At 62.2% G+C, this 26,219-nt stretch carries 22 protein-coding genes; 15 read left to right on the top strand and 7 right to left on the bottom strand.

Features of this window, described 5'->3' with window-relative positions:
* Positions 1-74: 74 nt before the first annotated feature.
* On the top strand, positions 75-1,166 hold the full coding sequence (locus ACYVM5_RS03250; protein WP_460616744.1) for an AIR synthase family protein: 1,092 nt from the start codon (positions 75-77) through the stop codon (positions 1,164-1,166).
* A gap of 85 nt (positions 1,167-1,251) precedes the next feature.
* Entirely contained in the window at positions 1,252-2,019 is a 768-nt protein-coding gene (locus tag ACYVM5_RS03245) for a DUF4262 domain-containing protein (RefSeq protein WP_460616743.1), read from the top strand.
* A 98-nt stretch (positions 2,020-2,117) separates the two neighbouring features.
* On the opposite strand, the gene ACYVM5_RS03240 is transcribed toward ACYVM5_RS03245, so the two are convergent.
* Entirely contained in the window at positions 2,118-5,342 is a 3,225-nt protein-coding gene (locus ACYVM5_RS03240; RefSeq protein WP_460616742.1) for a fibronectin type III domain-containing protein, read from the bottom strand.
* A 274-nt stretch (positions 5,343-5,616) separates the two neighbouring features.
* Complete coding sequence (locus tag ACYVM5_RS03235) at positions 5,617-7,107, bottom strand: nicotinate phosphoribosyltransferase (protein ID WP_460616741.1); 1,491 nt, start codon at positions 7,105-7,107, stop codon at positions 5,617-5,619.
* A 108-nt stretch (positions 7,108-7,215) separates the two neighbouring features.
* On the opposite strand from ACYVM5_RS03235, the gene ACYVM5_RS03230 reads away from it, so the two are divergent.
* Positions 7,216-7,932, top strand: a complete 717-nt coding sequence (locus ACYVM5_RS03230; RefSeq protein ID WP_460616740.1) for a DUF1345 domain-containing protein — start codon at positions 7,216-7,218, stop codon at positions 7,930-7,932.
* Positions 7,933-7,998: 66 nt separating this feature from the next.
* Here the strand turns inward: ACYVM5_RS03230 and ACYVM5_RS03225 are convergent, their stop codons facing one another.
* Positions 7,999-8,655, bottom strand: a complete 657-nt coding sequence (locus tag ACYVM5_RS03225; protein ID WP_460616739.1) for a response regulator transcription factor — start codon at positions 8,653-8,655, stop codon at positions 7,999-8,001.
* A 265-nt stretch (positions 8,656-8,920) separates the two neighbouring features.
* Here ACYVM5_RS03225 and ACYVM5_RS03220 point away from each other — a divergent pair, with 265 nt between their 5' ends.
* Positions 8,921-9,571 (top strand): response regulator transcription factor, encoded by a 651-nt coding sequence (locus ACYVM5_RS03220; protein WP_460616738.1) that lies wholly within the window; start codon positions 8,921-8,923, stop codon positions 9,569-9,571.
* Positions 9,572-9,658: 87 nt separating this feature from the next.
* Here ACYVM5_RS03220 and ACYVM5_RS03215 read toward each other — a convergent pair whose 3' ends face one another.
* Positions 9,659-10,159, bottom strand: coding sequence for a KdsC family phosphatase (locus ACYVM5_RS03215; RefSeq protein ID WP_460616737.1), 501 nt, complete (start codon positions 10,157-10,159; stop codon positions 9,659-9,661).
* A gap of 220 nt (positions 10,160-10,379) precedes the next feature.
* On the opposite strand from ACYVM5_RS03215, the gene ACYVM5_RS03210 reads away from it, so the two are divergent.
* From ACYVM5_RS03210 to ACYVM5_RS03195, 4 genes are all read left to right on the top strand, one after another.
* A complete protein-coding gene (locus ACYVM5_RS03210; protein ID WP_460616736.1) occupies positions 10,380-11,267 on the top strand; it encodes a Cif family virulence factor in 888 nt (295 codons plus the stop codon).
* A 192-nt stretch (positions 11,268-11,459) separates the two neighbouring features.
* Entirely contained in the window at positions 11,460-12,227 is a 768-nt protein-coding gene (locus ACYVM5_RS03205) for a DUF1223 domain-containing protein (RefSeq protein ID WP_460616735.1), read from the top strand.
* Between the two features lie 90 nt (positions 12,228-12,317).
* Positions 12,318-12,896, top strand: coding sequence for a sigma-70 family RNA polymerase sigma factor (locus ACYVM5_RS03200; protein WP_460616734.1), 579 nt, complete (start codon positions 12,318-12,320; stop codon positions 12,894-12,896).
* A gap of 9 nt (positions 12,897-12,905) precedes the next feature.
* Positions 12,906-13,160: an anti-sigma factor family protein gene (locus ACYVM5_RS03195; RefSeq protein ID WP_460616733.1), complete on the top strand. Its 255-nt coding sequence runs from the start codon at positions 12,906-12,908 to the stop codon at positions 13,158-13,160.
* A 197-nt stretch (positions 13,161-13,357) separates the two neighbouring features.
* Here ACYVM5_RS03195 and ACYVM5_RS03190 read toward each other — a convergent pair whose 3' ends face one another.
* From ACYVM5_RS03190 to ACYVM5_RS03180, 3 genes are all read right to left on the bottom strand, one after another.
* Positions 13,358-13,684: a 2Fe-2S iron-sulfur cluster-binding family protein gene (locus tag ACYVM5_RS03190; protein WP_460616732.1), complete on the bottom strand. Its 327-nt coding sequence runs from the start codon at positions 13,682-13,684 to the stop codon at positions 13,358-13,360.
* 143 nt (positions 13,685-13,827) lie between these two features.
* Positions 13,828-14,844: an NAD(P)/FAD-dependent oxidoreductase gene (locus tag ACYVM5_RS03185; protein WP_460616731.1), complete on the bottom strand. Its 1,017-nt coding sequence runs from the start codon at positions 14,842-14,844 to the stop codon at positions 13,828-13,830.
* Positions 14,845-15,002: 158 nt separating this feature from the next.
* On the bottom strand, positions 15,003-15,401 hold the full coding sequence (locus ACYVM5_RS03180) for a hypothetical protein (RefSeq protein ID WP_460616730.1): 399 nt from the start codon (positions 15,399-15,401) through the stop codon (positions 15,003-15,005).
* Between the two features lie 235 nt (positions 15,402-15,636).
* Between ACYVM5_RS03180 and ACYVM5_RS03175 the strand changes: the two genes are divergently transcribed.
* The 7 genes from ACYVM5_RS03175 (at position 15,637) to ACYVM5_RS03145 (ending at position 26,218) form a co-directional block, all read left to right on the top strand.
* On the top strand, positions 15,637-16,974 hold the full coding sequence (locus ACYVM5_RS03175; protein ID WP_460616729.1) for a hypothetical protein: 1,338 nt from the start codon (positions 15,637-15,639) through the stop codon (positions 16,972-16,974).
* 20 nt (positions 16,975-16,994) lie between these two features.
* Positions 16,995-17,405 carry a hypothetical protein gene (locus ACYVM5_RS03170; protein WP_460616728.1) on the top strand — a complete coding sequence of 137 codons (411 nt, stop codon included), beginning with the start codon at positions 16,995-16,997 and terminating at the stop codon, positions 17,403-17,405.
* Positions 17,406-17,564: 159 nt separating this feature from the next.
* A complete protein-coding gene (locus ACYVM5_RS03165; RefSeq protein ID WP_460616727.1) occupies positions 17,565-19,043 on the top strand; it encodes a hypothetical protein in 1,479 nt (492 codons plus the stop codon).
* Between the two features lie 184 nt (positions 19,044-19,227).
* The gene (locus ACYVM5_RS03160; protein ID WP_460616726.1) at positions 19,228-22,635 is read left to right on the top strand and encodes a hypothetical protein; all 3,408 of its coding nucleotides are present in this window, start codon (positions 19,228-19,230) and stop codon (positions 22,633-22,635) included.
* Positions 22,613-23,731 (top strand): hypothetical protein, encoded by a 1,119-nt coding sequence (locus ACYVM5_RS03155; protein WP_460616725.1) that lies wholly within the window; start codon positions 22,613-22,615, stop codon positions 23,729-23,731. The genes ACYVM5_RS03160 and ACYVM5_RS03155 overlap by 23 nt, the downstream gene beginning before the upstream one ends.
* A gap of 186 nt (positions 23,732-23,917) precedes the next feature.
* Positions 23,918-25,411 (top strand): hypothetical protein, encoded by a 1,494-nt coding sequence (locus ACYVM5_RS03150; protein WP_460616724.1) that lies wholly within the window; start codon positions 23,918-23,920, stop codon positions 25,409-25,411.
* A 147-nt stretch (positions 25,412-25,558) separates the two neighbouring features.
* A complete protein-coding gene (locus ACYVM5_RS03145; protein WP_460616723.1) occupies positions 25,559-26,218 on the top strand; it encodes a hypothetical protein in 660 nt (219 codons plus the stop codon).
* Position 26,219 lies beyond the last annotated feature (1 nt).

Genomic DNA, 26,219 nt, shown 5'->3' with positions numbered 1-26,219 from the left:
TGGGTGGTAAGGATGCTTTGCTGCGCTCTGTATGACGGCCTCTTTTAGCCTGATATTTTCCGACCGTTACCCGCATGAACGACACCAAAAACAACCCCGCCGGCTACTCCATCGAAGAAGGCAACGCCGCCTCGCGCAATGCCTACAACTGGTCGAAGAAAACCTTCGCTAACCGCCGCGGCAAGCCCGGCGAGCCCGCCCAGGACCTCGACGGCGGCTTCTCCAACGAAATCCGCTTCGGCAGCGAGCGCCTCGGCATCAGCTCCGACGGCATCGGGACCAAGATTGAGGTGGCCGAGCGCCTGAATAAGTACGATTCGCTGGGCTACGACCTCATCGCCATGACGGCCGATGACCTCATCGCGGCCGGTTTCGTGCCCACCAACCTCTCCAACATCATCGACGTGAACCACCTCGACTACGACGTGGTGGACCAACTGATGCGCGGCCTGCACGACGCCGCCAATTTTGCCCAAATCGCCATCACGGGCGGCGAAATCGCGGAGCTCGGCAACCGCATCGGCGGCTGGCCGGGCGCGAAGATGAACTTCAACTGGTGCTCCACCGCCATTGGGGTGCTGCACCCCAGCCTGGCCCAGCCCCTGAGCGGCAAAACCGCCCGGGCCGGCCACGCGGTGGTGGCCCTGCGCTCGCCCTCGTTCCGCTCCAATGGCTACTCGCTGGCCCGCAAGACCCTCACCCGCCTTTTCGGCGAGAACTGGCACGAGGCGCCCTACGACGGCCCCGACCAATTTGCCAGCTGGGGCGAGGCGATGCTGGAGCCCTCGCTCATCTACTCGCCCGGCGTGGCGGCCCTGCTCGATGCCGGCCTGCCGCTGCACGGCGTGGCCCACATCACGGGCGGCGGCGTGGCCGATAACTTCAAGCGCGTGCTCAAAAACAGTCTCGGCGCGGTGCTGGACAATCTTTTCGAACCCTTCCCCGCCATGCAGCGCCTCTGCGAAATCGGCGGCATTGATGCCGAAACCGCCTACCTCTACTGGAACATGGGCACTGGCATGCTCCTCGTGACCGAAGAAGAGTCGGCCGAAGCCGTGGTGGCTTCGCTGCGTGCCAGCGGCTACCTGGCCCAAGTAGCAGGCCACCTCACCGCCGAGCCCGGCGTGACGCTGCGCGTGGCTGCGGGTGAATTGCGGTACGAATAAGGCCAATTAACCCAATAAAAAGCCCTGTCGTCTTGATTGACGACAGGGCTTTTTTTGTGGCAGAGCATAAGCTACTTTTACTGCTATGTCGCATGAGGAACATGACACCCAAGCCGAAATCAATATTAAAAACGATGTCGAAAAACATGGATGGACAGTTTGCTTATTCGAAGCAGACACAGCTACTCCTGCTTTTGCTTACACCATCGGCCTTTGGAAAAATTTCAACCATCCCGAGATAATTGTTTTCGGCCTTCCGCTTGACACAATGCACATCATTCTGAACGATGCTGGTGACATAGTAAAGGCCGGGAATCCATTGGAAACGTGCATTAGTAACTTCGAGCTTCTGAAGCTGCACCCGGTTCAGTTTCGCCAAGTTGATTTGGATAACATAGCTGATTATTTTGGCTATGCCCAATGGTTTTACGGGTATGAGGGCTTTCCCGCGTTGCAATTGTTCTGGACGGATAAAGGAGGCAAGTTTCCCTGGGAGCTGGAATTTGATGAGAGCTACAACCTAGACCAACCTTTTCTTGACCGAAAGCTTGATTTTAAGTTTTTTGAGCACCGAAATGTTGCAGCTTTTGTAGCGAGGCAAATTTTCAAAGAAGGCAAGCCAATTCTGCGCGTGTTCCACGAAGATGACGACGGTTCATGGCAATTTCTGACCGAAGATGATGTGACCACCGATGATATTATGGTTGTTTGTCTAGAAGAAGTCGTGAAGCGTGACCAGTCGGTAAACGAGCTGTTTAATCTGCCAACCGGACAGATGGCAACGCGCGAATTTGTCGGCGTAGAATGGGTGAGAGAGGAAATTGAAGCAGAAGAGCAGGAAAGGAACCCATAGGGCGCTGCAGTGACACACAGACCCGCACTTATTCACGACACACAAAAAAGGGCCGCCCAAGTGGGCGGCCCTTTTCGTTCAAATCAACCTGATGCAGGCTATTCCAGCACCACTTTGCGCGTGTAGGTCTGGCCCGCCACGGTCACCCGCAGGGTGTATAGGCCGGCAGACAGGGCGCGGGTGGAGAGGGTTTGCTCGGCGGCCGGAGTCAGGGCTTTGGTGCTGACCACTTGGCCCAGGGCATTGAGCAGCGTAGCCTGGCCGGTGCCGCTCAGACCGTTCAGGCGCAGGGTGAGCTGGCCGGTGTTGCTCGGGTTGGGGTACACCAGCAGCGCATCGGTATCGGCCTGCGCGCGGTTGCTGGTCACCAGGCCGGTGCCGCCCAGCGTGAAGCTACCCGGCGTATCGGAGGCGGTGAAGCCGCTCACAGCCATGTAGTAGCGCGTGCCCGCCGTGAGGCCGGTTACACTAACGGTGCCCAGGGCCGTGTTGGCCGTGTTCGAACCCCGGCAGAATACTTCGTTGAACGGCCCGGCCGAGCAGCTGGGGCTGGTGAACACCCGCAGCGCACCCGCCGAAGTACCCGTGAAAGTGAGCGTGGTGCTGGTGCCGGTGGGCGTGAAGGTGAACCACACATCCTTGGGCAGGGCGCCGCCCGCGCAGCTCGGCGTGTTGATGCCGTTCTGCACGCTGGTGGTCGCGCCGCTGTTCGACGATGAAACCGTGGCGGCGCCCAGTGCCAGCGCACCGCAGGGCTCGTCGTTGGCCGGGGCCGTGAGCGGCGTGGTGAAGCAGATGGGACCCACCAGCGCGCTGCTGCCATTGAAGCCGCCGCATACCTGTTGCACATAGAAGCAGTAGTTGGTGGAAGCAGTGAGGCCCGTAAGCGTGGTGCTGGTGCCCGTGATGCCCGTGATAGTGGTGCCGCCAGCCGGCGGTGTGAAACCCGTGGGGCCGTAAATCACGGCGTAGGTGCTGCCTGTGGTCGTAGAAGCGGCCCAGCTCACGGTAGCGGTGTTGTTGGTGAGGGTGCCGGCCGTGAGGCCCGTCGGGGCCGGGCAGTTGGGTACCGGCGTGGCGCAGATGGTGAAGTTGCCAAGGGTGCCGGTGGTGCTGTACTCGTTTACGCGCACGTAGTAGGTAGTGCTGGGCGTGAGGCCGGTCAGGTCGAGGTTAGGCGCAGCCGTGTTGCTGGCCGTGCCCGCGCAGCTGATGTAGGTGAGTGGCCCTGCGCAGGCCGTACCCGAGTAGCCGCGCACCACGCTGGCCGCGCCGCCCGTTACCGAGATGCGAACGGCCGTGCTGGTGGGGCCGGTAGCTGCCGTGGTGAACTTAAACCACACATCGTGCGGCGCAGTAATCGAGCCGCAGCCCGTGCCCTGGCCGGCGGTTCCGTACACCGTACTGGCCGTCTGGGTAGCGCCGAGGGAGGTAGTGGCCAGGGCCACGCAGGTGTTGTTCACCGTCAGGGTGGTCGCGCCGCAGGGGTCGTCGTTCACAATCTGGGTGGTGAACACGCCCGGCCCGGCCAGGCCGGAATTAGTGGTCGACGAGCAGTTCTGCGTCACGTAGAACTGGTAGGTAGTGCCCGGCACAAGGCCTGTAATGGCGTAGGGCGGGGCCGTGAGGCCCGTTACCGTGGTGTAGGAGTTGGTCGTGGAGGAGGCCTGGGTAGGGTCGAAGCCGGTGGGGCCGTAGAGTACGGTGTAGGTGCCAGTGCCGCCCGTCAGCCACGAGAGGCTGGCCGTGGTAGTGGTGGTAGTGCCCGTCAGGCTGGCCGGGGTGAGGCAGCCGGTGGCCGATTCGAGGATGATGTTATCAAGGCCGATATCGGTCGAGCCATAGTCGGCGCGGGCACGGAAGCGGATAACCGCCGTGGCCGACGTGCTGCTGATGGGCAGCACCTGCGTCGCAAACGTGGCGCTGAGCTTGTAGCCGTCCAGGCGGCTGAAGGTGGCCCCGCCATCATTCGAAATCTGCACAATCAGCGAGTCGCTGCCCGAAGTGTTCACGAAGTCGAAGCTCAGGCGCTTGGCCCCGGCCGCGCTCAGGTTCACATACAGGTCCAGCGTGCCAATAGTGCCCGCCAGGCTGTAGCCGCTGTGGAAGCGGGCCGAGTGCAGCCCCTGGCTGCTCACCGGCGAGTAGAGGTAGCTGTTCGGCAGCGTCCAGTTGGCCGAAGTGGGGTCGTCTTCGCGCCGCCACGAGTTGTTGCCCGTAGCCGGGCTGTTGCGCCAGCTGGCCGAGGGCGCATCGCGGGTGTTGCACACATCAATCCAGGTGGTCTCAAAGCTCTGCACCACCGGCAGAGTAGCGTAGGTGGGCGGCGTGGCCGTCACGGTCACGGCCGTAGAGTTAGCCGTCTGGCTGGTGCTCACGCAGGTGAGGCGGGCGCGGTACTGCGTAGTCACCGTCTGGCCGGTGGCCGTGTAGGTGCTGCCAGTGGCTCCGGTAATGTCGGTCCAGGTGGTGCCGCCGTTGGTGGAGGCCTGCCATTGGTAGGTGATGCCGGCATCGGCGCTGCTGCCCGTCAGGGACAGGGCCACTGGCGTCGAGGCGCACACGCTGGTTACGCTGGCCACCGCCGTGCCTGCCGTGGGAGCCGCCGTGCACAGGGCATTGCTGCTAATAGCCATCACGTTGAGCACACCGGTGGTCGACGTTTTGGCGAAGCCGATGCTCTGAATCTGCTTGGTGTAGTTGCCGGCGGCCAGCGCCAGCCGGATTTGGTAGAGGCGCGGGTCGGTAGTGCTGTTTTCGATGGTATTGTTGTCGTAATTGACCCGGCTGATGCCCTGAATGGCAAACCCGCTGCCCGCAAACCAGTCGGCCACGGTTTGCCCGGCGAATACCTGCGTGGTCTGGTCCGTGAAAGTCACCGTCACGGTCACCGTACTGGCCCCGTTGCCCGAGGAAGCCAGGAAGTAGATTTCGCCGGCCGACTGCGGCGTGGCCAGCGTGAGGGTGCCCGAGCCCGTAGCGGCAATGCGCAACGAGTTGTTGGCCGAGTACGACGCCAGCTGAAACGACAGCCCGGAAGTAGCCACGCTATTGATAAGCCCCGTGGCAGGCAGCGACGAGGTGGGCGTGGCCCCCGTCGGGCTCACAAAATTGGGCGCCACGAAGGCGAAGCGCGAATTCACCGCCCCGCCGTCCATGTCCGACGTGGTCGACGACATCACCGTGCCCGTGCCGTTGGCCACGATATCGGCCGTAAACCCGGTGACGGTGACCGGCGTGAACCCGGCCTGAGCCTGGTAACTCATTCCTACCCCCAGTGCGCACAGCAGGGGCCTAAACAAACGCGTAAAACTTCTTTTCATGTAAAAAAGAGGGATTGGGTGAAGTGAAGGATGAAGAGCGGTGGGTGGGAATATTGGTAAGAACGAACCGCCTGTTGGGCGCACAGGACGGCCCGTAAATCTATAACTCAAGTGCCTGCATATCACTAGCTATTGAGGCTTATAGAGGAAATTAATTTTTAGGGCGCTCCGGCTGGCGGCAATCTGGGTGGGACACCAACGCAAAGCCCCGGCATTCCGTGAGGATGCCGGGGCTTTGAATTTGTAATGTTTAGCACGAATCAGGGTGCGTGGCCTACGCCGGGCGCACCGGCCGCTTTTCCAGAATGAGGCGGGTGCGGTACTCGTAGAGGCCCATTTCCAAGCCCACGGGGAAGGTGTGCGGGTTGAGGAAACGGCGCACGCTGGGGTCCAGGGCCTGCACCTCACGCTGGGCAAGGGCGCGGCTCTCGGCCAGGGTGGGCAGGTCGAGCACGCGGTGGCCGCGCCGGAACACCGGCTCCAGCAGCTCGCGGTATTGCGTTTCGGGCCGGATGGGCAGGCGGCGGGTGCTGTCGGCGGGGTCAATCAGGATGAGGTGAATGGGCAGGTCCTCGGCCGTGTTGTAGAGCATGTCGGCGCGGGGCTTGTCGTGCTCATTCAGGAAGCGGCGCACCTGCAAAATGCCCGGAATGCTGGTTTTGGCCACCTGCTCCGAGAGCTTGATGGTGAAATCCCAGCCCGAATCATCGGCTTTGCGCAGGGCCGCCAGCTTGTACACACCGCCCAGCGCGGCCTGGTTGTAGGCCGTCACCAGCTGGGTACCCACGCCCCAGGTGTCGATGCGGGCACCCTGCTGCTTGAGGCTGGTGATGAGGTTTTCCTCCAAATCGTTGCTGGCCACAATGCGCGTTTCTGTGAAGCCGGCCTCGTCCAGCACCGCCCGCGCCTCTCGGCTGAGGTAGGCCAAATCACCCGAATCGAGCCGGATGCCGGCCAGCTCGTGCCCCCGGGCCCGCATGTCCCGCGCCACATGAATGGCCTGGCGCACGCCCTCCAGCGTGTCATACGTATCCACCAGAAACACCGAGTCGTCGGGGAAAGCCTGGGCGTAGGCTGAGAAGGCCTGCACTTCGCTTTCAAAGGCCATGACCCAGCTGTGGGCGTGCGTGCCGCGCACCGGAATGCCGTAGCGCTGCCCGGCCAGCACGTTGCTGGTGGCATCGCCGCCGCCCAGGTACGCCGCCCGGCTGGCCCCCAGGCCCCCATCGAAGCCCTGGGCACGGCGCAGGCCAAACTCCAGAATCTGGTCCGTCGGGCCGGCGGCTTCGCGGATGCGGGCAGCTTTGGTGGCCACCAGCGTTTGGAAATTGATGAGCGTGAGCAGCGCCGTTTCCAGCAGCTGGGCTTGCAGCAGCGGCCCGCGCACCCGCATAATGGGTTCGTTGCCGAACACCACCGTGCCCTCGGGCATGGCATCGATGTCGCAGGTAAACTTCATTTCGCGCAGGTAGCGCAGGAATTCGGGCGGAAACATTGCCCCGCCCTTGCTGCCGCGCAGGCTGCCGAGGTAGGCCAAGTCATCGTCCGAAAATTGCAGGTTCTCCACCCAGTCCACCGCCAGGGCCAGCCCGGCCGCTACCGCGTAGCCTCCTTGGAACGGGGCCTTGCGGAAATACAGATGGAACACCGCCTCCCGGTCCTGCAAGCCCTGCTGCCAGTAGCCGTAGGCCATCGTGAGCTGGTATAAGTCGGTGACGAGGGCGAGCGACGGCGCGTAGAGGCCGGAGAGAGGAGCAGCATTCATAGGACGAATTAACAGCGAAACGACGCATTCGCTTACGGCGCGGCGGCTATTCCGGCCGGGGCAGCCGCCGCGCCGGCATCGGCGGGGCCATACTACCTTGGCGGCCAAATGAGTAAAAACAAAACGAAAAGCCCGCGCCCAAGCGTGTGGGCCCGGGCAATGGACGTGCGCTGGCGGCTGGCGCTGGCGGTGATAGTTGGCGTGGCGGCCGCGCTGCTGGCTCCGCACCTGCTGGGCACCCTGGCCCGCGTGGTGGTGGGCTGGGTAGGCTTCGCTGCCATCGACCTAGCGCTGATAATCCTGGGCATGTGGCAGGCCGACACCGACGACATCCGTCGCGTAGCCGCCTCCGAAGACCTGCCCCGCACCCAGGCTTTCGTGCTGGTAGTGGGTGCGGCGTTTGCCAGCCTGGGCGCCGTGGTGGGCCTCATGGGCTCCCTCAAAGGCATTTCGAAAGACCTGCGCATGCTGCACGTAGCCCTGAGCGTGGCCGCCGTGGTGCTGGCCTGGACGCTGGTGCACCTCGTCTTCACCCTCCGCTACGCCCACAGCTACTACGATGCCGACGAAGACACCGGCCTGGACATCGGCGGCCTCGTATTCCCCGACGACCAGGGCCAGGACAAGGGCCCCAAGCTCACGCCCAACTACGTGGACTTCGCCTACTTTTCCTTCATCATCGGCATGACGGCCCAAACCGCCGACATCGGCATCGGCAACCGCAGCTTGCGCGGCGCGGCGCTGCTGCACGGCCTCATCGCCTTCATCTTCAACACCGTCATCGTGGCCCTCACCATCGGCACCATCGGCGGCATGCTGAATTAGTGGTGAGTGGTTATGGGTTAATCTCTAACCGTTAACAATTCACCACTAACCACTCACAACTAACCGTTAAGAAATCAGCCCCCGGCTCACGGCCAGCTTGATGAGGGCGGCGGTGTTCTTGGCCTGGGTTTTGGCGATGATGTTCTGGCGATGGGTTTCGATGGTGCGCTTGCTGGTGAAGAGCTTGTCGGCGATTTCGCCGTTGGTCAGGCCTTCGGCAATGAGCTTGAGCACTTCCAGCTCGCGGGCCGTGAGGTCGGCCCCGGAGTGGCCGTCGGCCGCCGAGTCCTCGGCACCGGCGCGCTGGGCCACGGCCTTGTAAAGCATGTTCAGGCCAATTTCGGTGCACAAAAACGGGTTGCCGGCTGCCACCGTGCGAATGGCGTGGGTGATTTCGCTGATGGCCGCGTTTTTGAGCACATAGCCCAGCGCGCCGGCTTCCAGCATGCGGGCCACGTAGTTTTCGTGGTCGAGCATGGTGAGCACCAGCACCCGCACGTCGGGAAAGCGCTGGCGCAGCTCCGGCACGGTGGCAAAACCGTCGAGCACGGGCATCTGCACGTCCATCAGCACCACATCCACGGGCGTGGTTTCGAGTAGGGCCAGCACCTCGGCGCCATTGCTGGCTTCGCCCACCACATCGAGGTCGGGTTCGGCAGAGAGGAGGGCGCGAATGCCATCACGCAGGATGGTGTGGTCATCGGCAAGAAGAAGTCTGGTCATAGCAGCAGGAGAGTTGGGAGTAAGCAGAACGAACCCAACGCGACAAAGTTGGGCGCTTTCTGTTGTACGTAATGTGGTGCTACGTATTTCTACTAAATCGTCAGGACTAATCGGGCTTTTCGAAGGGATTTATACTGTTTTTAGTGCGGCAATTATAGTTGAGCTTAGCAAAAACGGTAGTTTCGGGTTGTTTATTCTCATTTTGCTAATCAGTATCTTGAGGATTTAATATATTTCAGCAGCCGACTCGACCTTTTTTTCGTTCATGATTCGTTTGCTACTTACCGATGGCGATACCCTCACCCGCGAAACACTGCGTATTGGGTTGGGAGCTGCCGTAGGCCTTGAAATAGTGGGCGAAGCCGCTACCGGCGAGGAACTACTGGCCCAACTGTCCACCCTGAACCCCACGGCCGTGCTGTTCGACCTGAGCCTGCCCGGTCCCGATGCCTTTGCCGTCCTAGCGGCCCTGCGGGAGCAGTACCCCCAGCTGCGCATCCTGGTCCGGGGCGAGCTCACCAACGAGTACTACGTGGCCCGGGCCTTCGACCTGGGGGCCAACGGCTACATCCTGAAAAATTCGCTGCTGTCGGAGCTTTTGCACAGCCTGGGCACGGTCGCAGCCGGTCGGCCTTTCCTGTGCTCGGCCCTCGGCCTGGCCCTGCTAAGCCGGCTCTACCTGGCCAAGCCCGTGGACGGCACCGCCGCCCGCCTGAGCCTGGGCCTGAGCAAACGCGAAATGGAGGTGCTGAGCCTAGTGGCCGAAGGCCTCACGAACGCCGAAATCGCCCTGCGCCTGTTCACCAGCAAGCGCACCGTCGAAACCCACCGCCAGAACATCATGGAGAAAACCCAGACCCGCAACACCGCTGCGCTCATCAAGCTGGCCGCGCGCCAGGGCCTGCTGCCGGAATAATAATGGGGTATGAGGGTAAGAGGGTGTGGGGGCAGGAGGTCTTACATATTTTCCTCCTGCCCCCACCCCCTCTCTTATCTTCTTAAACTAACCCTGCTGCGCGGCAATGATGAACTCGGCCAGCTCGCGGAAGCAGCCGTAGCCCCCGGCGGTCTGGCAATGAAAGTCGGCCACGGCGCGGGCAAAGGAGGTGGCATCGCCGGGGCAGGCCGATAAACCGACCAGGCCCAGAATCTCCACGTCGTTGGTGTCATCGCCGATGAAGGCCACTTCCTCGGCCGTCAGGCCGGTGCGGGCCAATATTTGGTGCAGGCAGGTGGGCTTGTCCTTGATGCCCAGGTGCAGCTCCTCGATGCGCAGCTTGGCGGCGCGGGTGCGGACGGAAGGCGACATTTCGCCCGTCATAATGCCCGTCAGGATGCCGTGGTTGCGCAGGCGCTCCACGCCCATGCCGTCGCGGATATTGAACCGCTTCATTTCCTCGCCCCGTTCGGAGTAATACACGCCGCCATCGGTCAGCACGCCGTCGCAATCGGTGAGAACCAGGCGAATGCGGCGAGCCCGGGCGGTGAGGTCTGGTAATTTCATGAAAGCAAGGAAAAAAACGAATAAATGGAGAGCATCAAAAAGCCAAAACCGGCCCAGTGAGGCCAATAGGGCCGCAAGTTCGGCACAGAAAGGCGAAGTGGAAATTGTACCCAAAGTATAATTATACCGTACCGCGTACCTTAGCGTCAGAAATTACTTTTACTTGTGTCTTATGAAGAATAAGTTGACTATAGGTGCTGCAGTAGCCATCTTGTTACCAATGGCCGCTTTTGGCCAGTCGCCCCACGACGTAGTAGTAGCCGCCGAACAGGCATTTGCCGCCCAGGCCACGCAGACCAGCACAGAGGCTGCGTTTCTGGCCAATAGTGCCCCCACGGCCCTGGTGACCGAAAACGGCAAGCTGGCCAACGCCCAGGAAGTGTGGCGCGCGCGCCCCTCGCGCCCCGGCAGCAAGCTCACCTGGTACCCGGTGCTGGCCGACGCAGCACAGTCGGGCGACATGGGCTACACCACCGGCCCCTGGACCATGCTGCAAAACAACCGCCCGGTGGCGTCCGGCGAGTACGTGACCATCTGGCGCAAGCAGCTGGATGGCCGGTGGAAATTTGCCGTGGACATGGGCATCGAGCGCATCGGGGCCGCACCCGCGCAGCCCGCCACCGTGGCCCGGCCTCATCTCATAGCCGCCGCCGCCACGCCCAGCGCCGCGCCGTCCAATATCGTCCTCGAAGTCGACAGCAAGTTTGCCGCCGCCGAGCTCATGAAGCCCGGGGCCACCTATCAGCAGTACCTCAGCGCCGAAGCCCGCCTCTACCGGTCGGGCCTGTCGATGATGCAGGGCGCGGCCGCCTCGGCCAATATGAAATCCATCGACGGGGGCTACCTCTTCATTGCCAATACCGGCTACCTGGCTGCCGCCGGCGATTTGGGCTACGTGGTGGGCTCGCTTCACCGCCCATCCAGCACCAACCACCCCGAGGAAAACGGCACTTTCCTGCGCATCTGGCGCCGCGAGGCCGATGCCGGCTGGCGCATCGTGCTGGAGATGTTCAACTTCACCCCCAACGCGGCCGAAGCCGCTAAAGCTGCGCCGTCACCTGTGCCGGCGGGCACCACTGGCCAGCTTCCGGCCAAGCGCGGCCAGTAGTTCCGGCCTTGCCCGACGGCAGTTTTTGCTGCCCTGATTTATGCGAAAAGCCCCCAGCGTGCCCCGGCGAGTTGGGGGCTTTTTTTTGGAGTGGGCTGTAAGGCCGGTCCCCGCGACGCGTCTGGCCGGGCGGAGGAGGCACCGACTGCAGCTGCATGTGTTAGCCTTCGTTTCTGCTTATTTCCGGTTGTTATGAAAGCATTAATTTGGTTGTTCGCGGTTCCGCTGGTAAGTGGCGGTGCGACGCTGGGGCCAACCCCGCCAGCGGCCCCGGCATCAGGAGTCAGCCGGGTGCCGGTCATTGTCGAGCTTTTCACCTCCGAAGGCTGCTCGAGCTGCCCGGCGGCCGATGCGGCGCTGCGCCAGCTGGAAAAAGCCCAATCGGTGCCCGGCGCCGAGGTTATTGTGCTGGGGGAGCACGTCGACTACTGGAACCGGCTGGGGTGGAAAGATGCCTTCTCGGCCCCGGCCTACACCGAGCGGCAGCGCCAGTACGCCACGGGCTTTGGCACGGGCTCCTACACGCCCCAGGCCATGGTGAACGGGCGCTACGAGCTGGTGGGCAGCCGCGCCGCCGATTTGGCCGCCGCCGTGGCCAAAGCCGCCAAAGCCCCGCAGGCCACCGTGGCCGTGGCCCTGGCCGGCAGCACGGCCACGGTGCGCGTGAGCAGCCTCCCGCCCGGTACTCCCGCCGCCGAAGTGCTGCTGGCCATTACCGAAAGCGGCCTGGCTTCGCAGATTGGCCGGGGCGAAAACTCGGGCCTGCTGCTGCACCACGCAGCCGTGGTGCGCCAGCTGCTGCCGCTGGGCCGGGTAGGGGCCGATGGCACTTTTGCCGCCAGCCCGGCCCTGAAGCTGGCGGCCGACTGGAAGCGCCCCAATCTGCGGGCCGTGGTGCTGGTGCAGGAACTGGCCTCGCGCCGCATAGTGGGCGCGGCCACGGCAGCAGTTGGCAAGTAATCCGGCGCTGTGCGTGGCGAGGGCGAAACTGAGCATCCCGCAGAGCGTATTATTGCAACGCGACCTTCGCCCAACCAGCCGTCGCCCCGCATGACCCCAGATATCCCTGTTCCGGCCACCTGGCCGGCCCGCTTCGGCGACGAGCTTTATCGGTTTGCCCTGAGCCGCGTTTCCGATTCGGAAACGGCCGAGGAGCTGGTGCAGGAAACCTTCCTCAGCGCGCTGGATGGCCTGGCGACGTTTCGGGCCGAGGCTTCCGAGCGCACCTGGCTGTTTGTGATTCTGCGCCGCAAAATCATCGACCACTACCGGCGGCAGGCCCGCGCCACTCACGTCGGGCTGGACGAAATAGGGGACGGCGGCCCCACCGAGGCCGACTTTTTCGTGCCCGAAAACGGCCATTGGACCGGCCCGCAGGCCCCCGCCAGCTGGCTCCGGGCCGATGCTGCCCTGGAACAGCAGGAACTGCACGACATTCTGCAGCGCTGCCAGGACCGGCTGCCGCCGCAGCAGGAGGCAGTGTTTGCCCTGCGTTTCGTGGAGGAATTATCGGCCGAGGAAATTTGTCAGGAGCTGGGTTTGAGCTCGGCCAATTATTGGGTTATCGTGCACCGGGCCAAGCTCCAGCTGCGCCGCTGCCTCGAAAAGCACGGCCTCGGCAAAAATTAATTATCCGCTATGCTCCGACTTATCAACTGCCAACACGCCACCATGCTCCTGGAGCAGCAAGCCGACCAGGCCCTCGCCCGCGAGCAGCGCCTGAACCTGTGGCTGCACCTGCGCTACTGCCCCTATTGCAACCGCTACGCCAAGCAAACCGTGCTGATTGCCGAGTGGGCGCGCGCCTCGGCCAGTGCGCGTGCTACGGCCGGCCCGGCATTGTCAGATGCGGCCAAGGAGCGTATGCGGGAGCGGCTGGTAGCGGCCGGGTAACGCGCCGTCTGTCATGACGAGCGAAGCGCGGCAATCCGTTCTCTCCGTGCGACTAGCCTTAGGATGTGCCGAATCCTCTTCAACATATAAAAGCCCCAACTCTATCTCAGAGCTGGGGCTTTTCAATTATCAGGTTGGTCGCATTGCGAGGACGGCTTGCCACGGCCTCCGGCCTCGCAATGACAGGGCGGCGCAGCTTACGCGCCCGTCGGGGCCAGGCGCACCACCAGCCCATCGGTGCGGGGCGTGAGGCGAATCTGGCAGCTCAGGCGGGAGCCTTCGTGCACCACGGGCAGGGTTTCGAGCATGTCGAGCTCGGCATCTTCGGGCTCGGGCAGGGCGGGGCCGGCCAGTACCTCCACGTGGCAGGTGGCGCAGAGGGCCATGCCGCCGCAGGTAGCCATGATGTCGTAGCCGCTGGCTTTCAGCAGCTCCATCAGGCTCAGGCCCATGTCGATGGGGCCGGTGAGCTCCGTGCGCTGGCCAGGGGCGTCTTCGACGTAAATGCGGATGTCGTTTTCCATAAGGATTATTGGGTAGCACAAGAGAACGTCATGCTGAGCGTAGTCGAAACATCTTTACCACGATACTATTCCTTTCGGTTGGATTAGTTGCACAGTAGAGCTGCTTCGGCTGCGTTCAGCATGACGGCCTTTTCGATGCCAGATTACATGCTGGGTGCCCCGTTGACAGTGGTGTACTTCAAGGTGTACTTCTTGTCGGGGAAAATGTATTTGAACGCGCCCTGGCACATCAGCGCGGCCTCGTGGAAGCCGCAGAGGATGAGTTTCAGCTTGCCGGGGTAGGTGTTGATGTCGCCGATGGCGAACACGCCGGGCAGGGAGGTGCTGTAGTCGAGGGTGTCGACTTTCACGGCGTCGTTCTCAATTTCCAGCCCCCACTCGCCGATAGGGCCGAGCTTGGGCGTGAGGCCAAACAGCGGAATGAAGCAGTCGAGCGGGACTTTCTCGGCCTCACCGTTATTGCCGGTGATGGTCACTTCCTTCAGCTCGCCGTTGCCGTGCAGGTGCGTCACGTTGGAGCTGAGCACGAGCTTGATTTTGCCGGCTTCGGCCAGGGTTTTTACTTTCTCGGCCGAGTCGGCTGCGCCGCGGAAGGTGGTGCCGCGGTGCACGAGCGTCACGTCGGAGGCCACATTGGCGAGGAAATTGGTCCAGTCGAGGGCCGAGTCGCCGCCGCCGGCAATCACAATTTTCTTGTCGCGGAAGTGCTCGGGGTCGCGCACCATGTAGTGCACGCCTTTGCCGCCTTCGAAATGCTCCAGGTTTTCCACGGCGGGCTTGCGCGGCTCGAAGGAACCCAGGCCGCCGGCAATGGCCACGGCTTTGCAGTGGATTTCGGTGCCGTCGGTGGTGAAGAGCTGGAAGGAGCCATCGTCCAGCTTCTCGAATTTTTCGACCCGCTCGCCCAGCGTGAAGGTGGGGTGGAAGGGCTCAATCTGCTTCATCAGATTGTCGACCAGGTCGCCGGCCAGAATTTCGGGGAAACCCGGAATGTCGTAAATCGGCTTCTTCGGATAAATCTCCGAGAGCTGCCCGCCGGGCTGCGGCAGGGCATCAACAACGTGGCAGCGGAGCTTGAGCAAGCCCGCTTCAAAAACTGCAAACAGACCGACCGGGCCGGCGCCGATAATGCAGATATCGGTGGAAATGGTGTTGGACATAAAAGTGTTAAGTGCCTTTAACCGGGCGTCGGCTTTGAAGCGGCCACAACGTAGGAGGCCGTTGGCGCAAAGGTACGGGTCGGGGTCGGGGCCGCCAATCAGCGGCCCGTTTTATAACAACTCCGGTCCCCAAAACGTTGGTTCGAAAGCCGTTGAATCTAGGCTTCGGCGGCCAGCTCGTCCAGGAACTTGTCGGCTTCCCAGAGGTCGGTAAAACTGCGCCGGGGCCGCTCCGGAGTCGATTCCTCTTCCTGCCCATTGCCGGACGCGCTGTCGGGCGCATATACAGTGGCAATCATGCGCAGGCCCCGGCCGTTGAGCATTTGCTGCACTTCCTTAAAGAGTCTGGCCAGCGGCCCCGATACCTCCGGCAGCTCAGTCATGTCGCTCAGAATGGTGAATCCGGGGCGCATGGCATCCAGCGCCTGCTGCCAGTCGTGGAGGTATTCGGGCAGCTCCTGCGCCTGCGCCAGCTCGGCAAAGTGCTTGTAGAAGATGCGGTTGCGGCTCGGTTCGGCGGTAATCTGGTATTCGGGGCGAAAAGCAATGAGGCGCATGAGCGGCAAGGAGGAAATAAAGAGCAAGCGGGCCGGTGATGCTACTGGTCTGCCGCCGGCCCGGGCGGCTGAGGCCGGAAAAAACACCTACGGAAAGCAGCAAATTTTGGCCGGCCGCAAAAATACACGTACCACCAGCCGATGGCCTGCGTTTAACGGTCTGGTTTTCGGCCGGCGGGTAGTTCGCTGCGTAATGCCTATACTTCGCCCCAAAACCAAGCCTAGCGTTTCTTCTATGCCGATTTCCGTTTTTGTGGGCGTGCCCGCGCCGCGTCTGTTCCGCTGTTTCCGGCTCGCCGGCATGCTTCTCGGGTCACTTTCACTGTTAACTGCCTGCGGCTCGGAGCCCACCGAAACCACCGCCACCAAGCCCGCCAAAGGTACCAAAGCCGCTTCCGAAACCCCGGCGGCTACCGAAGCCGCGCCGCTGCACGTCAGTGTTTTTCTGGAATATTCGGGCGGGATGAAGGGCTTCGTGCCGCGCGGTGGGGCCGATAAGCCGGCCACCGAATTCCAGCAGCGCATCGGCGCCCTCATCACCGAAACCCAGGTGAGCGGGGCCGTGGCCGAGCGCAAATACTACCTGTGCGAAAATGCCGCGCCGCGCCCCGTAAAGTTTGAGCAGCTGCGCGATGTGGTGCAGGGCGAAGTGAGCCAGGCCGCCCTCGGCACCGAGCTGCCCCAGATGCTCGAGGGCATCCTCAACCGCCCCAAAGCGGGGGAGGAGGTGAGCGTGGTGATTTCGGACTTCATCTACGGCCCGGCCCGCAAGTCTGATTTTTCGCAGCTGCCGAACCTGATTCGCACGTCCATCGCGCCCGTGAGCCAGCAGCAACTGGCCGTGGCCGTGTTCGGCGAAACCTCGCATTTCTACGGCAGCTACTTCCCGGCCGTGAAAACGCCCGTGCAGAAGCGCACGCTCAATGGTGAGAAGGTGCCTTACTATGTGTGGGTTATCGGCCCGCCCGCGCAGGTGGCCCGCTACGCCGCCGAGGTGTTCCGCAACGCGCCGGCCCAGCAGGCGTTTTTCGGCTTGAAAACCAAAACGCCGGCCTTCGCCCCGCTGCTCACCAAGCTCACGGACCCGAAATTAAAATCGAGCGGCGGCACGGTTTACGCCGAAAACAACGGCCTGACCCTGAACCCTTCCGACGACCCGGTAGATTTTTCCGTCGGACTGGATTTGAAGGAATTGCCCGCGGCGTGGCAGAATTCGGCATTTTTGGCCCAACATCTGCAGGTGCGCCTGCCCAACGGCCAGGCCAGCCTGCTGCCCAACTCGGTGCGCCCGCTCACCGATGAGGAGCAAAGCGGCCAGCCGGTGCTCGCGCCCTACACCCACGTGGTGCGCCTGCGGGTGAGCAAGCTGGCGGCCCCCACCGCCACGCTCACCGTGAGTTTGCCCGCCCCGGAAACGCCGGACTGGGTTGCGGCCTGGAGCACGACCAACGACAATACGCCCGCCCCGCGCACGTTTGGCCTCGACCAAATCCTGACCGGCGTCCGCCAATCGTATCCAACCACGCTGCCGGCCGTATTTACGGTCCAGCTTCCCCTCAAAAACGATAAGTAACCCTGCCCTTTTTTCAACCTATGCAAACCTTCTTCACCAGCCTGTATTCGGCGCTGATTTCCATTTTCCAAAGCCAACGCCCGGCCGATTATGGCTTGTATAAAACGGACCTTTTTTCCCTGGTCGGTTGGAGCACGCTGGGCGTGAGCCTGTTGCTGGTACTGGCCTTTTACTACGTTTTCAACTCGGCCATGCGCACCGGCATGTTCCGCAGCACACACTGGGCACTGACCTTGGCGCTGGCCGCTGGCCTGGGCGTATTCCTTGCCAACAGCCTCAGCAAAAGCCACGGCGCGGAGGTGAGCAGCTATTTGGGCTACTTTATGATCGTGAATATGCTGGTGGCGGCGCTGTGGTTCCTACTGTTTTCGGTGCTGCTGAAACGCTGGAGCACGTATGCGCGCACTACGCCGTTCGTGGGGCCGTTTTAGTTTCTTCTGTCAATATCTGTCATCCTGAGCACAGCGAAGGACCTTATCACGTCTGGATATTTTGGATTTACTGCGAACTGTTCTGGCCTGATAAGGTCCTTCGCTGTGCTCAGGATGACAGATGTTAAAATGACAGTTCTTTCAACTCGCTAGAAAACAATGTCCAAACTATTCATCTTCGCCGTGGGCGGCACCGGAGCCCGCGTATTGCGCTCCCTCACCATGCTGCTGGCAGCCGGAGTTCGCATTCCGAACTGCGACCAGGTGGTGCCCGTCCTCATCGACCCCGACACCCAGAACGGCGACGTGACCCGCACCGTGGCGCTGCTCAAGCGCTACGCCCGCATTCACGAAGCCCTGTACGGCGACGGCCAGAAGGAAAAAACCGGCTTCTTCAGCCAGCCCATGAACACGCTGGCCCATCTGAATACCGGGGGCTCCGAAGAGTTGCGCGACTCATTCGTGTACGACTTCGGCGGCATCAGCCAGCCCTTCCGCGACTACCTCAAATACAACGACCTCTCGGTGGAAACGCAGGGCCTGGTCGATTTGCTGTTCACGCAGGACAGCCTCGCGGCCAACCTCGACGTGGGATTCCGGGGCTCGCCCAATGTGGGCTCGGTGGTGCTGAATGCCGTGGTGCAATCCAAGGAAATGCGCTACCTCGCCCAAAGCCTGCAGGACGGCGACCGGGCATTTTTCATCAGCTCGATTTTTGGCGGCACGGGCGCGGCCGGCTTCCCGCTGCTGGTGAAAAACCTGCGCGATGCCAACTCCCCGCTGGCCCACCCCGAAATCCGCCGCCGCCTCAAAGCTGGCGCGCTGGTGATGCTGCCGTATTTCAAATTGCAGGACCCCTCGGCCGATGAAAAATCGGCTGGTCAGGATTTCATCGACTCGAATACCTTCGTCACGAAGACCAAAACGGCCCTTTCGTACTACGCCGACAATCTCAAGGGTCTGGAGGCCATGTACTACCTCGGCGACCAGCCCGGCCAGCCGCTGGCCAACCACCCCGGCCGCGCCGAGCAACGCAACCAGGCCCACCTGCTGGAGCTGCTGGGCGCGCTGGCCGTGCCGCACTTCATGGAAGTGCCCGATAACCAGCTCGACGGCAACCAGCCGCTCTACCACGAGTACGGCCTGAAAGCCGACACCACCGACATCGACTTCGGCCAGCTGCCCACCGAGATGCGGCAGGAAGTAGCCCGCCCGCTCATACAGCTGCACTACTTCGCCCGCTACTTCCTCAAGCACACGCCCGACGACGCCAAAGCGCCCTACTACGAAGCCGGCGACCTCACGGCCCAGCTGCGCAACAACCGCGCCCTGCGCGAGCTGACCGACTTTTTCGGTGACTACAACGAATGGCTGCGCGAGCTGGGCGTGAACCAGCGCCGCTACACCGCCATCCGGGCCGATGAAGGTGACTTCAACAAAATGGTAACCGATAAAACGGTGGAAACCGGTATTTTCAGCAAGGGCATCACGCCCGGCTTTTTCCGGGATGAGCTGACGAAGGCGGTGGGCAAAGCCACGCTGAGCAATCCGACGGAGAACGAGGCGCTGCGCTGGGTGGTAAAAGCCTTTGAGGAGGCTACGGGGGAAATTCTGGATAAGAAGCTGCAGTATTCGTAGTTATTCACATCACCCTGGCCTTCTCTCCTTGAGGAGGGTAGCCCGCCGATATATTCTTCCAAAAACAAACTTGAATTAACTGTAGAGGCCAATTTCAGTCAGTCAGAATCTCGCCCGTGGCCCCTCTCTTCAAGAAGAGCTAGAAGCGAGATTCCCGCCGGCCGCGCCTCTCGCAACTCATAACATGGCTAAAATCCTGCGTTTGCACGATACCGGCTCCAGCACCCACGAGGGCTGGGGGCCGACTGGTAAAATTGGCCCCCACGAAGTGGAGCGCCTGCTCGACCCGCAGGGCGGCCGCGCCGCCAAGGTGGCGGTTTCGATTCCTTCGCCCTTTGCCCGTATGCACCTGGTGGAGACGGCCTTGCGCTTCGTGACGCAGGGCGGTGCGGCTCAGGATTCGGTGTATCACCAGTTGGTGAGCCACTTCTGGGACGTGTGGGAAATGGTGTTCAACTTCCACCAGCGCAAGCTGGCCAGCCAGCGCCTGCAAATCCGGGCCTGGCGCAAGGACGAGGAACTGGCCAAACTGCGCGCCAACCCCGCCACCCGCCCGCTGGCCGAAGTGCTGGCCCTGTACCTCGACGGCCGCTTCGCGAAGCTGACCGAGATGCACCTCATCTACTTCCCCGGCGCCAATGGCGTGCCGCAGCTTATCGGCGGTACTTCGCCGCTTACGCTGTTCTTCCCCGCGCCCAATGTGAAGCCGCTGCCCGTGCAGCGCCCGCAGGGTGGGGGATATTATTTTGATAACCAGTACGTGCCGCTGGCCAATCGCGAAGCTGCCTTCCGCGACTACGTGTACCAGGAGTTCGTGGGCGACCCGGCCCTGACGGCTCTCGCGCCGTTGGTGCGCGACACCCTCGACCGCGGCCTGCTGCAAAAATGGGCCATGGACGGCACCGCCAGCCTCGCCAATTATCCGGTGCTGACCGATGCCTCGAACAACCAGATTGACGTGGCCGGTGTGCTGCTGCGGGTGCGGCCCGACGAAGGCACCGTGCGCGGCTCCGACCTGTTTATCCGGCCCACGCGGGCGGGAGTGGCGGGGCCGTTGCCCATTGTGCTGCGCCCCGGTTTGAAAGCGGTGGGCAAGAAGTATTACAACGAAACCCTGTTTGCCGACAGTGGGGCCACCGTGCCGGCCGCCGATGCTCGCCCGCTGAAGGAGCGCACGCTGCCCGGCCCGGAGCTGCCGTACCCCTACCTCACGGTGAACGACTTGCTGGAGGAAACCCTGCTGGCGGTGCCGTACGAGGTAGATGAAGCCAAATTCTTCAGTGGCAACCTGAAAATTGCGCCCGGCTTCCGGCCCAGCAGCTGGCCGCTGCTGCCCATCAAGCCGCTATATTTCGACTATTTCACGCAGTCGGATTTGGCCGAGCATTTGACGCTGGAACTGGAATCGGCCTGCATTCGGGTGAAGCTGCGGGTGCCGGTGAGTGGCGGCGACTACGTGGATTATGAGCGCGCTTATTATGACAACCCCCAGGGCGAGGGCGTGGGTCGCCTGCGCGTGACCAACGTAGCATTATCGGTGTTTCCCTTCGTGAAGGTGGCCGACGCGCCGCAGTACAACGACTTCTACAAAGTCATGCTGGTGGACGCCAACAACATCGACCCCAGCATGGTGACCAAAAAAGTCGACCTGAAATTCTGGGCTAATGGCCACCAGCTCAGCGAAACCGGCACTGACCAGAGCGCCACCCGCTACGAGCGTACCCCCAAAACCAGCCAGGACGAAGGCAGCACCTACTACGAGGTGCGCGGCACCCATTTCGACTACCTCGAAGTGCTGAACCCAGCCCCGGCCGAGGGCCGTGCGCTCGTCATTCCGCGCTGGCCCGAAGTACGCCAGGGCACCAAGGAATACCGTTTTGCCATCGACTTCGGCACCACGAACACCCACGTGGCCATGCAGGACAGCCCCGGCCAGGAGCCCAAGCCGTTCAGCTTTGGTCTGGCCGATACGCCGGTGGCCCTGCTCAAAAAGAGCACCGCCGAACCCGACCGCACTGCTTACGAACGCCTATACCGGGGCATCGACGACGACCCAGCCAACTTCGTGCAAATCAAGCGCTGGCAGCAGTACCAGGAGCGTGAGTTCGTGCCGCCCATCATCGGGGCCGACAGCTCGCCCTACGCCTTCCCGGCCCGCACTGCCACCTACGAGGCGGCTAATTACGCCACCCAGGAATTGAGCGTGCTCGGCAACATCAACGTGGCTTTCGGCATCATCACCGAGGAGCAGCGCCGGCCGAACTACCACACCAATCTGAAGTGGGATAATTCGCTGAACATCGCCAATACCAACCGCGTGCGGGCTTTCTTCAAAGAAATCCTGCTGCTGTGCCGCGCCAAAGTGGCTCTTAACGGCGGCAGCCTCGCGGCCACGCAAATCACCTGGTTTGCCCCGCTGAGCTTCTCGACTTACCAGCGTAACCTGTACCAGCGCGAATGGGACACCTTGTTTCATAGTGTCTTCCACACCACCAATTCCATGCCCTGCATGGTGGAATCGACGGCGCCGTACTACTACCTCACGCGCCGCAACATCGTGACGCTGGGGCCGGGCGAAAACGCCGCCTTCATCGACATTGGCGGCGGCACCACCGATGTGCTGCTTTACGCCGACCGCAAGCCGGTGCTGAGCACCTCGTTCCGCTTCGCCGGCAATGATTTGTGGGGCGATGGCGGCGCTGAGGTGCGTGGTTCGAAGGACAACGGCCTCGTGCGTTTCGGCGTGGCTGGGGTGCAGAGCGCGGTGCTGAGCCCCGCCGCCCGTCGGGCCCGCGAATACGTGCTGGTGGCCGAAGGAACCGACAATTTCGGCTCCGAGGACGTGGCCAGCTTCCTGTTCAACTACGACCAGCTGCTGGGTTTCAGCGAACGGCTGTTGCGGGCTGAGCACCTGCGGGTGCTGTTTTACCTGCACTTTGGTGCCCTGATTTACCATGTGGCGCAGGTGACGGTGGCCAACGGCCAGCAGCTGCCGCGCTACTTGTGCTTCACCGGGCGCGGCAGCCTCTACGTGCGCCTGCTGGCGGCCGGCTCCAACCTGCAGCCGGTGGAGAAACTGGCCCGCCTCATCATGGAAAAAGCCACCGGTCAGACCGTGCCGGCCGATTTCCGCATCAAGCTAGCCGACGACCCCAAGCAAACCACCGCCAACGGCGGCGTGCTTGCTACCGGCCAGATTCCGCAGGACCCGCCCATGGTGCGCCCCGTGGGCGTGCTGCCCGACCCCGAGAACCCGCAAGCCGACAAAGGTGAGCACCACCTCGAAGCCACGGCCGTAACCGACGAAATCAAGCAGGCCGTGCTCAGCAACGCCCGCGCCTGCCTCAAGCTGCTGCTCGAAGACCCCGAGCTGAAGCGCGTGCAGGCCGACCTGGGCGTGAAAAATGACCAAGGGCTGGTGATGAGCACGTTGGAGCGCAGCCTCGGCGACTCCTTCAACCTTTACCGGCAGCAGTACGCCGACGTGCTCCGCGACGGCGACACCGTGCCCGAAACGCTGTTCTTCCTGCCGTTCAAAAACGCCCTGTATGAGCTATCCAAGGTGCTTCATGACGCGCAGCCGCTCAACTAGCCGCGTCGGCTCTCTGAGCCTGCTCCAGCCGGCCGGCTGCCCGCGCAAGGGCAGCCGGCCGTTGCTGCTTCTCCTGCTGCTGGGGCTGCTGAGTGGCAGCCCGGCAGCGTGGGCGCAGCCGCCAGCCAATGCGCCCGCGCCCCGCGTGGCCGCAGATTCGGCCTCCGCGCCAGCTGTTCAGCCGGCTTCGCACTGGTCCACGGTGTGGGCCGTGCTGGGCGGCGTGGCCATTGGCGCGCTGGGGGTATGGCTATTTGTGCGAAAACCGCAGATAGTTGAAAATCAAGTTATTGTGCCGGAAACGCCTTCGCCTAAACCCACGCCCGCACCCACTCCTGCGCCCGAGCCGGTGCGAAAAAAGCCGGCTGAGAACGTGCGGAAATCGCCGCCCGCCGAGCCACCCGCTGCCGAAAGCACGGGCAAAGGCGTGTCGTTTCAGTCGATGCGCGAGGTGCAGGGCACGATTCCGAAGCAGCCACCCAAGCCCCCCGGCAAGGACAAAAGAAACCAGCCCAACTTCAATTCCCGCAACGCGCCCGCTGCTAACTCTGCCAAAGGCTGGCCGCCGATTGCCCCCCGTCCCTCCGCTATGAACCCAACTTCGCCCACCCCGCCGCCCACCGGCGATAACCAGCCCTTGGAGCCCGGCCAAACCATGGAATGGGCCGCGCCAACGTCTACGCCACCCGCCATTCAGGAATTGATTGACAGCAGCGCCAACGAAGCCGCTGCTGCTGAAGCGGCGCCCGAAACCGCTACGCCTGCCGCGTCCAACGGCCCGCTGCACTACTACGCCCCGGCCCCCGACGTGCCCAGCATCGAGCACCGCAAGCTCAGCCCCAACCCGCTGCCCCAGATGCCCCTGCTCATTACGCTGCCTTCGGCTGAAGCTGTTACAGCGCAGTTTTCCTTCAGCCCGCAGGCCGACCAATCGCGCATCATCGGCAACGGGGTGCGGGAACTGAAGGAATTTTTTCAGTTTGAGCTGCCGCCCACGGAGCAGTTCACCACCATCAAAAACCTGAAAGCCGGTAAGCTGGAAAAGCGCGACGATGCCTGGCACGTGGTGCAAAAGGCGGAAATCGCGCTGAGCTAGGTAGCCAATTAAAAATTGAATGAACGTCATGCCGAGCGTAGCCGAGGCATCTCGCGCGGGGTAGTAACTCAATCGATTGGTTTACTGCTGCACGCGAGATGCCTCGGCTACGCTCGGCATGACGTTCTTGTTCGTTCAAGGATGAGAGGCAAATAAGCGTCTCTACCTTCGCTGTAAATCCAAGCTATGCTCCTAATTGAAATCCTCCTCATCCTGGCCTTGGTGGCCTGGCAGGCGCTGGTGTTCCTGCGCAACCGCCAGCTCGTGGCCCGGGTGCAGGCCATGTACCCGCTGGCGGGCGCGGTGGCCGTGCAGCCCATTCCCTTCACGGCGGCCGAGCCGGACAAGAATTTCGCCATCCAGTACGATGCCCTCATCACCCGTGATGCCTCGCCGGAGTTCGGCCAAATCATCACCGATACCAACGAATACTTGCTCAACAACCGGGGCGCGGCGGCCGATTTCGGCATTCTGAAAGACATTTCCGAGCGCCATGCCGAAGCGCTGGACGAGGAGATTCAGGCCCAGATTGCCACGCCGCTATATCTGGGGCTGCTGGGTACGTTCACGGGGGCCATCATCGGGCTGGTGTCGCTGGTCGGCAACCCGTTTGCCGATGTGACGGCCAACCCGAATACCGACACCTCGTTCAGCAACGGCGACGTACAGCATTTCCTCGGCGGCGTGCTCATTGCCATGATTGGTAGCTTGTTCGGCCTGGCCTTCACGCTGGCCGGCAACCAGCTGCTGAAGCAGGCCCGCGCCGCCCGCGACCGCAACAAAAACGCCTATTACACCTTCCTGCAAAAGGCCCTGCTGCCCAAGCTGAACTCCGATATGCAGGCCGGCATGAGCAACCTGAAATCGGTGCTCGATACATTCAACGCCGAGTTTTTCAGCCAGATTCAGAACGACTTTTTTAGCAAGATTCACGAATTCACGCCGCTCATCGCCAGCATTACGGAGAATGTAAGCGTGCAGAAACGCTTCCTGGAGCAGCTGGAGAAAATCGGCTACTCGGAGCTGGCCAATGCCACCATCAAGGTATTTGACAGGGTGGACGAAAGCGCCCAAACCTTCGAGAAATTCCTCGGCTACCAACAGGCCCTGAACGCAACCGTAACGCACAGCAACGAGGCCGCCCAAACCATTGGCGCGCTGCTCAACCGCCTCACCGCCTTGGAGCAGGGCCTGGCCAGCGTGCCGCAGTACCTGCAGCAGCACGACGATGCACTGCGTCAGCAAGTCGCGTTCTTCAGCCAGCACGGCAAGCTCCTCGCCGACCTCGGCGCGCAAATCCGCCAGGGCGTGAGCGAGGGCGTACACCGCATGGATGCCGAGCTGGACGGCCGCCTGCAGGAGCTGCAGAAAGAAGCTTCCGAGGCGCATGAGCAGTGGCAGCAGCATTTCCGCCGCCTGAACCAGGACAACATCTACCAGAAAATCACTGAGTACCTCAACCCCTTCACCCAGCTTCCGGCCCAGCAAAAAGACCTCAACGTATTGCAGGAGCGCCAGGCGTCGTTGGCAGCGCAGGCCATGCAGCGCATGGAAGCCCGGCTTTTGGCCGATGCCCAGCTGCAGCAGCAGCTCTTGCAGCAGGTAGACCGGACCAACAAGGTGCTGGAGGAAATCACCCGGCCGAACTGGTTCCAGCGCACGCTGCTGGGCAAGAAGTAGCGTGAGAAACCTGCAAATAAGGAATGGTCATGCTGAGCGGAGCCGAAGCATCTTTACCGTGCCAGTAATCTAATCGAAGCAACAAAGCGGTAGAGACGCTTCGGCTCCGATCAGCATGACCGTTTTACTACAAATCCAACCCATATTATGAAAGAGAGCAAGGACTTCTTCTGGCCCAGCTACGTGGACCTTATGACGGCCTTGTTCCTGACCATGCTCGTGCTGTTCGTGCTCAGCTACAAGCTCTTCAAAGACAAGCAGCGCGACAACGACAAGCTCATCTACGACCTGAAAGTGCAGGTGCAGGAAAAGCGCAAGCTCGACGAAATCAAAGCCGCCCTCAAGCGTCTCGAAAGCAATTATTTCGAATACAACCCCACCTACAAGCGCTACGAGCTGAAATTCCCGGTCACCTTCGCGCCCAAGAGCGACGTGCTGCCCTACGAGGCCCAGGCCCCGCTGGTGAAAGCCGGCCGCTTCCTGCTGAGCCAGATGCAGTCGATAAAAAACGACGACAAGGTGCAGTACCTCATTGTGGTAGAGGGCCGCGCGGCCAAAGACCTGCGCTACCCCGCCAACGACCCACACAACCTCGACGGCCCGGCCGTGCGCCAGCTCAGCTACAGCCGGGCGCTGAGCGTAATTCGGCTCTGGGAGCAGGCCGGGCTGCGCTTCCCCAGCAACTTGGAGGTGGTGGCGGCGGGCAGCGGTTTCCGCGGGGCCGGCCGCTACACCGGCAGCCAGGAGGCGCTGAACAAGCGGTTTATCATTCAGATTCAGCCTAAGATTGGCTCGATTGGGAAGTAAC

This window comes from Hymenobacter ruber, assembly GCF_054783255.1.
Note: the sequence above shows the minus strand (reverse complement) of the source record. Positions and strands in the feature narration are given on the sequence as shown.